A 10229-nucleotide genomic window follows, 5' to 3' on the forward strand; every position below is an offset into this window, starting at 1 on the left:
AGATAGCCCGCAATTCACAGGATTTGTCAGATGGCCGAAACACTTGCCGAGGCGGTCTCCCGCCGCCGCACCTTTGCTATTATCGCGCACCCGGACGCGGGTAAGACCACGCTTACCGAAAAACTGCTGCTGTTCGGCGGAGCGATCCAGCTTGCCGGCGAGGTGAAGGCGAAGAAGGATCGCATCCAGACCCGTTCGGACTGGATGAAGATTGAGCGTGAGCGCGGTATCTCGGTCGTCACCTCGGTCATGACCTTCGAATATAACGACCGCGTCTTCAACATTCTCGATACGCCCGGCCACGAAGATTTCGCCGATGATACCTATCGCACGCTGACGGCGGTGGATGCGGCGATCATGGTCATCGATGCCGCCAAGGGTATCGAGCCGCGCACGCTGAAGCTCTTCGAAGTCTGCCGCATGCGTGATATCCCGATCATCACCTTCATCAATAAAATGGACCGCGAAAGCCGCGATCCCTTTGAAATTCTGGACGAAGTCGAAGAAAAGCTGGCGCTCGATACTGCACCGATCACCTGGCCGGTCGGCCGGGCGAAAAGCTTCTGTGGCGCGTACAATCTCGCCGAAAATACCTTTCGCGGCAACGACACGCAGGTGGACGGTCTGCAGGTCAACGGCCCGCAGGCAGTTGCAGACCGTCTGCCGGAGAACGAACGCGCGGTATTTATCGAGGAAACGGAGCTGGCGCTGGAAGCCTGCCGTCCTTTCGACCGTCAGGCCTTTCTCGAAGGTCATATGACGCCGGTGTTTTTCGGCTCGGCACTGCGCAATTTCGGTGTGCGTGACCTCATCAATGCGCTTGGCGATTTCGCGCCGCCGCCGCGCGATCAGGTGGCGGATACCCGCGTCGTGCATGCGGCCGAAGACAAGATGACAGCTTTCGTTTTCAAGATTCAGGCCAATATGGACCCGAACCACCGCGACCGCATTGCCTTTGCCCGCATCTGCTCCGGCAAGCTGGAGCGCGGCATGAAGGCGCGGCTGTCGCGTACCGGCAAGCTGATGGGGCTCACCGCGCCGCAATTCTTCTTCGCGTCGCAGCGCCAACTGGCCGATACCGCCTTTGCGGGGGATGTGGTCGGCATTCCCAACCACGGCACGCTGCGCATCGGCGATACGCTGACCGAGGGTGAAAACCTTGTCTTCCAGGGTGTGCCGAACTTCTCGCCGGAAATCCTGCGCCGCGTGCGGTTGGAGGACGCCATGAAGGCGAAGAAACTGAAGGAAGCGCTGCAGCAGATGGCGGAAGAGGGCGTCGTACAGCTCTTTTCGCCGGAAGATGGCTCACCTGCCATCGTCGGTGTCGTCGGCGCGCTGCAGCTGGATGTGTTGAAGGAACGGCTGATGGGCGAATACGGCCTGCCGGTTTCCTTCGAAATGTCGCGCTTCTCGGTCTGCCGCTGGATTTCTTCCGATCAGCCGGCGGAGATGGACAAGTTCCTCAACGTCAAGCGTGGTGATATCGCCCGCGATCTTGATGGTGACCCCGTGTTTCTGGCGCAGGATGCCTTCTCACTGCGGTATGAATCCGAAAGGTTTCCTGCGATCAAGATGGTCGCCATCAAGGAATATCACGTCGCCAAGGCGGCGTGACATCAGCCGGATTGCACTTTGTATGCCAAGGGCTTAGTTTCCCCGTAAACGGGAAACTGGTCCGGCATCATGACGCTTTCAGGCAAACATATTCTCCTCATCATCTCCGGCGGCATCGCGGCCTATAAGAGCCTCGATCTTATCCGCCGCCTGAAAGAGCGCGGCGCGAAGGTGACACCCGTCATGACGAAGGGTGCTCAGGAATTCGTCACGCCGCTTGCCGTTGGCGCGCTTTCCGCCACCCATGTCTTCACCGAGCTTTTTTCAAGGGAGGATGAGCAGGATGTCGGCCATATCAGGCTGGCGCGCGATTACGATCTGGTGCTGATCGCACCCGCCACCGCCGATCTGATGGCAAAGATGGCGAATGGTCTGGCCGACGACCTCGCTTCCACGATCCTTCTCGCCACGGATCGCAAGGTGCTTGTCGCACCGGCCATGAATCCGAAAATGTGGTCGGCAAAGCCAACGACGCGCAATGTCGAAACGCTGAAGAGGGATGGCGTGTTTTTTATCGGGCCCATGGCCGGCGAGATGGCGGAAAAGGGCGAGGCCGGTCTTGGCCGCATGGCGGAGCCTTTGCAGATCGTCGAAGCCGCCGTATCGCTGCTGGATGGCAGCCCGAAGCCGCTCAAAGGCAAAACGGCGATCGTCACGTCTGGGCCTACGCATGAGCCGATCGATCCGGTGCGGTATATCGCCAACCGCTCCTCCGGCAAGCAGGGCCATGCCATCGCAGCGGCTCTCGCGGCATTGGGGGCGGAGGTCACGCTGGTTTCCGGCCCCGTCACCATCGCCGATCCGGCTGGCGTGACAACGATCCATGTCGAGCGCGCAGAAGAGATGCGCGACGCGGTGATCTCTAGGCTTCCTGCGGATATCGCCGTCATGGTCGCCGCGGTCGCGGACTGGCGGGTGACAGGTTCCTCGGAACAAAAGATCAAGAAGCAGCCGGGCGATGCACCGCCAGCGCTGCAACTGACGGAAAACCCCGATATTCTGAAAACCGTGGGCCACCATGAAAAGCGCCCCAGGCTGGTGGTGGGTTTCGCTGCCGAAACGCAGGATGTGGAGAAAAACGGCCGCGCCAAGCTGGAGCGCAAGGGTGCGGATTATATCGTAGCCAATGATGTCTCGGCTGAAACCGGCATCATGGGCGGAGACCGCAACAGCGTGAAGATCATTTCGGCAAATGGCGTCGAGGCCTGGCCTGATCTCGACAAGACCGACGTCGCCAAACGTCTGGCGGCCCTTATTGCGGAGAAACTCGCATGAGCCTGTTCGATCGCAAGACATTCGACAGAGTGCTTGGCGAATGGCCGGGCGTGCGTTTCGTCGATCAATGGGATTCACATGTGGCCAAGGTTGGCGACAAAGTCTTTGCGGTGCTGGGCGAACGGGAAGACTGGCGGCTGGTGGTGAAATGTTCGGAGGAGAGTTTCGAAATCCTCACCTCGCTTGAGGGCATCGCTCAGGCACCCTATTTCGCCAAACGCAAATGGATATCGGTTGGCGATCATTCCCCGCTCGAACAGGAAGAACTGGAGCACTATGTGCGCCGTTCTTATGAGCTTGTCGCAGCCGGCCTGACGAAAAAACTGCGGGGCGAACTGGGCATCGTGATCGATACCGCGCCCCGCCTGTAATTTCCCGTCAGCTTACCTTCTTGTCCTTGCCGATGATCTGGCGGACGCCTTCTTTGGTGAAGGGTTGCAGCAGCTGCGGCACAAACCCCTTGGCGATCTCACCCTTGATGCCGATATCGGTGGACGAGGGCCGATCGGGGTTATGGTAGGACCCGAAGAGGATATCGAAGATGACGAGGTTCTCGCCGTAATTGGTATTGCCTTCCGGAAGCTGCTTCGAATGGTGCCAGCGGTGCAGGCGCGGGGTGCTGAAGACGTAGTCGAGCAGCCCCGTTTTCATATCGACGTTGCAATGGGTCAAGATACCGATGAACGCGGTCACCGCACCCAGCCACCAGAAGACCTGAAGCGGTGCACCCATGAAATAGAGTGGAATCTGGCTGAGCGTGATCTTGAACAGGGAATCGGCCACATGGAACCGACCGGTATTCACGACCCAGAGCCGCACGACGCTGTGATGCAGCGCATGGAAGCGCCAGAAGAACACGGTTTCATGCGCGATACGATGGGCCCAGTAGAGACCGAATTCGGCAATCGTCACCGCAAGCGCGACCTGAATGATGACAGGCAGGTGAGACGGCCACAGGTCGAAACGCATGGCCGCCAGCGGCTGCAGCACATTGGCGGCCAGCATCGGGAAGATTGCCGCTGCGGCGGCAGCGAGCTGCACGAGCCCCTTCGTCAAAAGCGTGTGACCGATGCTGGTCATGGTCTCGCCGTCACCCTCAAGCCATTCGACTTCATAGGGAATATAGCGCTCGAGAAGAAACAGGCTCAGAACCGCGCCGGCATAAACAGCCAGAAAGGCAGCGATCGGATGGCTGCCCGCGAAAGCGAAATAGGATCCCAAGAGGCCGCCGCCAAATACGAGTGGCCACGAAGAATAGGAAAGGGCCTGTTTTATTACCTGCGCTTTTGCCATGAATTTCAATTCCCGTCCGGCAATCATCTACCATTCAACCAGCGATGCAACTCTCCGCAGGATCGCGGTTGCCCGTCGCTCACGCGCCCGTCCCTGCATGGATCGGTGCGAAGTGGCCGCATCGGCCGATAATAGTCCCATTCCCTTCGATCATACCTGTCGCTGCGTCGCAATTCCCGTCTCACCTCGTCGCAACTGCGTGGTATTCCATCGTTTATGCTACCGTCCGTACAGGGGTCGTAGACCGTGTGTTGCGCCATCGCTTCCGGCACTGCGACCGGTTGAAGACTGAAGAATAGCGAACCAACCAGAAGTGCTAACAATCGCATCGGCCACCTGTTTCGCTGAGAAGATCAGGTCACTATTCTTCGTTATATTGCATGAGCATGGCATGCGGTCGTCACGTCTGCTTAATAGGCGGTTTTTTTGATAACTGAGGCGCCTGGCGGTGACGCCGGGCACCTTCACGTTCAGATATGTCTTAGCTGATTCGGATGGCAATATAGAGAAGCGTCAGCGCAATCACCCACAGCGCGACGCGACCCCATTTGGTATGGCTGGCTTCCGCCTTGCCGATGGCTTCCGCTGTCTGCGCGTCAAAACGCAGGCCGTTCTCGCTCATATACATCAGTTCGGAATGCAGTTTCTCAGTTTTGGCGGCGATCTCGGGTACCGCTTCGGCGAGCTTGAGTGCCGCCTTCACGCCGTCCTTCAGATCGGTGGCGATGCGTTTGGGACCGAGATTGTCGCGGATCCAGCCGCCGACGACCGGATCGGCCGCCTTCCACATGTTGAAGCGTGGATTGAGCATGCGCGACACGCCTTCCACCACCACCATGGTCTTTTGCAGCATCACCAGTTCGGGCCGCGTTTCCATATCGAAAAGCTCGGTCACTTCGAACAGCAGCGTCAGGAGCTTGCCCATCGAGATCGTCTCGGCCGGCTGACCATGGATCGGTTCGCCAATGGCGCGGATCGCCTGGGCGAAGCTGGCTTTATCGTGATGGCCCGGCACGTAACCAGCCTCGAAATGCACTTCCGCCACCCGCATGTAGTCACGCGTGATGAAGCCATAGAGGATTTCGGCCAGGAAGCGGCGTTCCTTTTTGCCGAGCCGTCCGGCAATGCCCATATCCACGGCGACGATCTCGCCCTTCGCATCCACGAAGAGGTTGCCGGGATGCATGTCGGCATGGAAAAAACCGTCACGCAGCGTATGCCGCAGGAAAGACTGGATCAGCGTATCGGCCAGCTTGTTCAGGTCGTGGCCGGCCGCCTTCAAAGCCTCGATGTCAGACATCTTGACGCCGTCGATCCACTCCATGGTGACGACATCACGACCGGTGCGTTCCCAATCCACTTCGGGAACACGGAAGCCGGGATCTTGTCTGGTATTTTCCGCAAGTTCGGAAAGCGCGGCGGCCTCGAGCCGCAGATCCATCTCGATCTTGGTCGTCTGCTCTAGCGTGCGTGTCACCTCGACCGGCCGCAGGCGACGGGCCGAGCGGACGAACCGCTGCTGCAGGTCGGCGATCAGATACATCGCTTCGAGATCGTTCTGGAAGCGCTGGCGCACGCCGGGTCGAATGACCTTGACGGCCACCTTGCGCGGTCCCTTTGGCGTATCCACGATGGCCGGGTGAACCTGGGCGATGGAGGCGGCGGCGATTGGGTCGCCGAACTCCCTGTAAAGCTCTGAAACCGACCGTCCGAGCGAACCCTCGATATTGGCCTTCGCCGCAGCCGCCGGAAAGAAGGCCATGCGATCCTGAAGGCTCGCGAGATCGTCGGCGAAATCGGCACCCACCACATCCGGCCGGGTGGCCAGAAACTGGCCCATCTTCACATAAGAAGGCCCAAGCCGCTCGACCGCCACGGCCAGCCGGTCGCTGCGCTGCGCCCGTTTGGCCTTGCTGCGGGCGAAAGGCTTCAGCGCGGCTTTCAACAATTGCGCCGGGGTAGGCAGGTCATCGGACGGCAAAGCCAGCACGACGCCTTCGCGCACGAGAACCCAGCCAACCCTTGCGAGGCGGAAATATGCGCCCAAAGTGCTCATGCTTATGCTTGTCTCCTGCGTCTGCCGGGCATGGTCTTAAAGCTTCCAGCCGGAATGCAGGGCGGCGATGCCGCCGGTATAATTGGTGTAGGTGACGCGGGAAAAGCCGGCAGCGCGGATCATCGTGGCAAAATCCTCCTGATTGGGGAATTTGCGGATCGACTCGACCAGATATTGATAGGGCTCGGCATCGCCGGTGATCATCTTGCCGAATTGCGGAATGGCGTTGAACGACCAGGCATCATAGACGCGGTCGAGCAGCGGCATGTCGACTTCGGAAAACTCCAGCACCAGAAGCCGTCCGCCGCGTTTCAGCACGCGGTGGGCCTCCTTCAGCGCGACATCGATGCGCGGCACGTTGCGAATGCCAAAGGCGACCGTATAGGCATCGAATGTATTCGCCTCGAAGGGAAGCTCCTCGGCATTGGCCTCAACGAAGGTCAGATTGTCGGAAAGCTTCTTTTTCGCTGCGCGCTCCTCGCCCACGGCCAGCATCGAGCCGTTGATATCGAGAACGGTGGCATGCGCCAGACGGTTGGAGGCTTCGATGATGCGGAAGGCGACATCGCCTGTGCCGCCCGCCACGTCCAGAATCCTGTAGGAAGGATCCTTGCGCGGCGAAAGCGAGGAGACCATGGCGTCCTTCCACAGCCGGTGCAGGCCGGCCGACATCACGTCATTCATGATGTCGTAGCGCTTGGCCACCTTATGGAAGACTTCGTTGACCAGCCCCTGCTTCTTGCCTTCATCCACCTTGTGAAAGCCATAGGACGTTTCCATGCCACCTTCTGCGGTCGTACGGGCGTCGGTCATCATCTGTCTCCATATTTATTGCGTGGCGGACCATAGCGGAAACGCCATGGCAACGCTATCTGTTGCCGCATCCCCTGGGCGCGACATTTCGCGTGCACTGTATAGACCACATGGTCCTAACGATAAACTGCCGGATAAGCCAGATGCCAGAATTGCCAGAAGTCGAAACCGTCAGACGAGGCCTCGCACCCGCCATGGAAGGCGCAAGGGTCCGCAAGCTCCATCTTGGCCGCCCGGATCTGCGTTTTCCGTTTCCAGCGGATTTCGCGGGTCTGATCGAAGGTAAAACGATTATCTCGCTCGGACGCAGGGCGAAATATCTTCTCATCGAGTTGGAAGACGGGTTAACGATCGTGTCCCATCTCGGTATGTCCGGCTCGTTCCGCATCGAGGCGGAAAAGGGTGAGGGGGCTGAAGCGCCCGGCGCCTTTCATTATGCCCGCTCGAAAGACGGCAAGCATGACCATGTCGTCTTTCATCTGGATAAAGGAGAGGAGCGCGTCTGCGTCATCTATAATGATCCGCGCCGCTTCGGCTTCATGCATCTGGTGGAGCGCAACAAGCTCGACCTCTATCCTGCCTTTGCCGAGCTTGGGCCCGAACCGACCGGCAATGCGCTGAGTGCGGATTATCTGGCGAGCCGGTTCGAGGGCAAAAGCCAGCCACTGAAAAGCACGTTGCTGGATCAGAAGATTATTGCCGGGCTGGGCAATATCTACGTCTGCGAGGCGCTTTGGCGCGCCCATCTTTCTCCCTTGCGGGCGGCGGGAACGCTGGTGACGAAAGGTGGCAAACCGAAAGCGGAGCTCATCGATCTGACGGAGAAAATCCGTGACGTGATCGCCGACGCGATTGCCGCCGGCGGCTCCTCCCTGCGCGACCATATACAGACGGATGGAACGCTCGGTTATTTCCAGCATTCCTTTTCGGTCTACGATCAGGAAGGCCAGCCTTGCCGGACCCCCGGCTGCGGGGGTACGGTTGAAAGGGTGGTGCAGGCCGGTCGTTCGACATTCTATTGCGCCGCCTGCCAGAAATAGCGGTGCTGCAAGTGACGCAGAAGGGGAGATTGCCGTGGACTATGAAATGATACTGGTCGAGAAGCGCGATGAGGTGGGCGTCATCACGCTCAACCGTCCCAAGGCGCTCAACGCCCTCAATTCGGTGCTTCTGAAAGAGCTGCGGCACATTCTGTCTTCTTTCTCAGCCGATGATTCCATCGGCGCCATCATCATCACCGGCTCGGAAAAGGCATTTGCGGCCGGCGCCGACATCAAGGAAATGCAAGGGCTGGATTTCGTCGATGCCTATGTCGGCGATTTCCTCGGCGGCTGGGATGAGGTCGCGGCCACCCGCAAGCCTGTTATTGCCGCCGTTTCCGGTTTTGCGCTCGGCGGCGGCTGCGAGCTGGCGATGATGTGCGATTTCATCATCGCTTCGGACACGGCGAAGTTCGGCCAGCCGGAAATCACCCTCGGCGTCATTCCCGGCATGGGCGGATCGCAGCGGCTGACGCGGGCGGTGGGCAAGGCGAAGGCCATGGACCTGGTTCTGACGGGCCGAATGATGGACGCGGCGGAAGCCGAGCGCGCCGGCCTCGTGTCGCGTATCGTGCCGGCCGCAGATCTCATGGAGGTGGCGGTGGAAGCTGCGACCCGCATTGCCTCGCTGTCGCGTGCTTCCGTGCTGATGGCCAAGGAAAGCGTCAACCGCTCCTTCGAGGTGCCGCTCGCCGAGGGGCTGCGATATGAACGGCGTGCGTTCCAGTCGCTCTTTGCGACAGAGGATCAGAAGGAGGGCATGGCGGCCTTCGTTGAAAAGCGCAAACCCGCTTTCCGGAATCGCTAAGGATTCGGAATATCGGCGCTTTTAAGCGTTTTGCGCGTTGACGGGGGTGCGCTTTAGCGGTATATGCCCGCCCACGGTTAAGGAAAGCCATCCGGCTTGTCCGAAATTACTCCCGCATTCTTGGGTTACGTGAGGTCGTCGAACGACCCGATCCTCTGGTTGCGGAATTTGGTTTGAATTCGAAGAGAGGCATACATGGCCAATACAACTTCGGCGAAAAAGGCGACCCGCAAGATCGCTCGCCGTACCGCAGTCAACAAGGCTCGCCGTTCGCGCGTTCGCGGCTTCATCCGCAAGGTCGAGGAAGCAATTGCTACCGGCGATCTGGCAGTCGCCACCGAAGCTCTGAAGGCAGCTCAGCCTGAGATCCAGCGCGCAGCAACGCGTGGCGTTCTGCACGGCAACACGGCATCCCGCAAGGTGTCGCGTCTCGCCCAGCGCGTTAAGGCTCTTTCCGCCTAATCCGGCTAATCACAATTAACTATCCAAAAAGCCTGGTCTTTTGACCGGGCTTTTTGTGATTCTAACTGCCCATTAACCATTGCTGCCGTAACGTGACAAATGCATGTCAGATGGACGACAGGAAAAGCATAATAAAAACAATTATTTACTGGAGGTCTCCCTGAAGGTGGGAAGCTTTCTCTACGGAAGTCGCGGCTAGTTTTGAGTCAAGCAGATTTTTATTTTTTTGGTAAAACCGGCTCTCAAAAATTGCCAAAATTGAATCTCATTGATTCATAAGCGATTCTGCTTCGTACCTTGTCGGTGATGCAAAACGGCCTTTGTGAGTCAATGGCCGATCTGAGTTTTTGCAGAAAAAACGCCATTGATCTCTCCCCACGATCCTGCCTAAATGCATTCCAACAAGGGGTGCGGAGCTCAGTCCACAGATTATCGCGATGATCATATCGACGATATTCACCTTCTTGCTAGCGGATCTTTCGAGATCCGTTTTTTCAGGTCATGGAGCTTTTTGTGCCGTTTCGGTCTCGGAACGGGAAGGAGCTTTTTGTCCTCAAAAATGCGCCTTAAGGTTGTAACGAAAGGAGCGTTTTTAGCGTGTCGCAGGTCTCTCCATGAGGGGGAGTGAAATGGGATAACCGACTCGCAAACGAGTAGTCGCCTTTGTCGTTCTTTCGAGGGGAACGCTGGGGGCAAAATAAACGAGGGGGATCCCTGGCGGTCGATTTTTGATCGTCAGGCTATGATTGGCAATTTGAAAGGCGGCAATATGCAATTGAATTTGGCGATGGGTGCGGTGGCCGATGGGGACCGCGCACCAAAGGCATGTGATGCAGCTTGCTCAGAAGCGGCAGGGGATAAATCGGCA

General features: G+C 58.5%; 9 protein-coding genes. 6 read left to right on the top strand and 3 right to left on the bottom strand.

Annotated elements, in window-relative coordinates:
• The first annotated feature begins 30 nt into the window (after positions 1–30).
• The 3 genes from NYR50_RS14345 (at position 31) to NYR50_RS14355 (ending at position 3260) form a co-directional block, all read left to right on the top strand.
• Positions 31–1614 (top strand): peptide chain release factor 3, encoded by a 1584-nt coding sequence (locus NYR50_RS14345; protein ID WP_418136385.1) that lies wholly within the window; start codon positions 31–33, stop codon positions 1612–1614.
• 69 nt (positions 1615–1683) lie between these two features.
• A complete protein-coding gene (gene coaBC / locus NYR50_RS14350; protein ID WP_418136386.1) occupies positions 1684–2889 on the top strand; it encodes a bifunctional phosphopantothenoylcysteine decarboxylase/phosphopantothenate--cysteine ligase CoaBC in 1206 nt (401 codons plus the stop codon).
• Positions 2886–3260 (top strand): MmcQ/YjbR family DNA-binding protein, encoded by a 375-nt coding sequence (locus NYR50_RS14355; protein WP_418136387.1) that lies wholly within the window; start codon positions 2886–2888, stop codon positions 3258–3260. The genes coaBC and NYR50_RS14355 overlap by 4 nt, the downstream gene beginning before the upstream one ends.
• 7 nt (positions 3261–3267) lie before the next feature.
• On the opposite strand, the gene NYR50_RS14360 is transcribed toward NYR50_RS14355, so the two are convergent.
• The 3 genes from NYR50_RS14360 to ubiE all read right to left on the bottom strand — a co-directional run bounded on the left by NYR50_RS14360 (position 3268) and on the right by ubiE (position 7051).
• Entirely contained in the window at positions 3268–4182 is a 915-nt protein-coding gene (locus NYR50_RS14360) for a sterol desaturase family protein (RefSeq protein ID WP_418136388.1), read from the bottom strand.
• Between the two features lie 481 nt (positions 4183–4663).
• On the bottom strand, positions 4664–6238 hold the full coding sequence (ubiB, locus tag NYR50_RS14365) for a 2-polyprenylphenol 6-hydroxylase (protein ID WP_418136389.1): 1575 nt from the start codon (positions 6236–6238) through the stop codon (positions 4664–4666).
• A 36-nt stretch (positions 6239–6274) separates the two neighbouring features.
• Positions 6275–7051, bottom strand: a complete 777-nt coding sequence (gene ubiE, locus NYR50_RS14370; protein WP_306018190.1) for a bifunctional demethylmenaquinone methyltransferase/2-methoxy-6-polyprenyl-1,4-benzoquinol methylase UbiE — start codon at positions 7049–7051, stop codon at positions 6275–6277.
• 143 nt (positions 7052–7194) lie between these two features.
• On the opposite strand from ubiE, the gene mutM reads away from it, so the two are divergent.
• The 3 genes from mutM (at position 7195) to rpsT (ending at position 9361) form a co-directional block, all read left to right on the top strand.
• Positions 7195–8091: a bifunctional DNA-formamidopyrimidine glycosylase/DNA-(apurinic or apyrimidinic site) lyase gene (gene mutM, locus NYR50_RS14375; protein ID WP_418136390.1), complete on the top strand. Its 897-nt coding sequence runs from the start codon at positions 7195–7197 to the stop codon at positions 8089–8091.
• A gap of 46 nt (positions 8092–8137) precedes the next feature.
• On the top strand, positions 8138–8899 hold the full coding sequence (locus tag NYR50_RS14380) for an enoyl-CoA hydratase (protein ID WP_080812207.1): 762 nt from the start codon (positions 8138–8140) through the stop codon (positions 8897–8899).
• 195 nt (positions 8900–9094) lie between these two features.
• Positions 9095–9361: a 30S ribosomal protein S20 gene (gene rpsT, locus NYR50_RS14385; protein WP_006310170.1), complete on the top strand. Its 267-nt coding sequence runs from the start codon at positions 9095–9097 to the stop codon at positions 9359–9361.
• The last annotated feature ends 868 nt before the right edge of the window (positions 9362–10229 follow it).

The organism is Agrobacterium sp. El2ro-1b (genome assembly GCF_048298475.1).
Classification (GTDB): domain Bacteria; phylum Pseudomonadota; class Alphaproteobacteria; order Rhizobiales; family Rhizobiaceae; genus Agrobacterium; species Agrobacterium fabrum.

Bases quoted from the DNA above. Each gene is read 5' to 3' on its own strand.
- ubiB (WP_418136389.1), bottom strand. From the start codon at position 6,238: ATGAGCACTTTGGGCGCATATTTCCGCCTCGCAAGGGTTGGCTGGGTT.
- NYR50_RS14355 (WP_418136387.1), top strand. From the start codon at position 2,886: ATGAGCCTGTTCGATCGCAAGACATTCGACAGAGTGCTTGGCGAATGG.
- NYR50_RS14345 (WP_418136385.1), top strand. From the start codon at position 31: ATGGCCGAAACACTTGCCGAGGCGGTCTCCCGCCGCCGCACCTTTGCT.
- rpsT (WP_006310170.1), top strand. From the start codon at position 9,095: ATGGCCAATACAACTTCGGCGAAAAAGGCGACCCGCAAGATCGCTCGC.
- NYR50_RS14380 (WP_080812207.1), top strand. From the start codon at position 8,138: ATGATACTGGTCGAGAAGCGCGATGAGGTGGGCGTCATCACGCTCAAC.
- coaBC (WP_418136386.1), top strand. From the start codon at position 1,684: ATGACGCTTTCAGGCAAACATATTCTCCTCATCATCTCCGGCGGCATC.
- ubiE (WP_306018190.1), bottom strand. From the start codon at position 7,051: ATGACCGACGCCCGTACGACCGCAGAAGGTGGCATGGAAACGTCCTAT.
- NYR50_RS14360 (WP_418136388.1), bottom strand. From the start codon at position 4,182: ATGGCAAAAGCGCAGGTAATAAAACAGGCCCTTTCCTATTCTTCGTGG.
- mutM (WP_418136390.1), top strand. From the start codon at position 7,195: ATGCCAGAATTGCCAGAAGTCGAAACCGTCAGACGAGGCCTCGCACCC.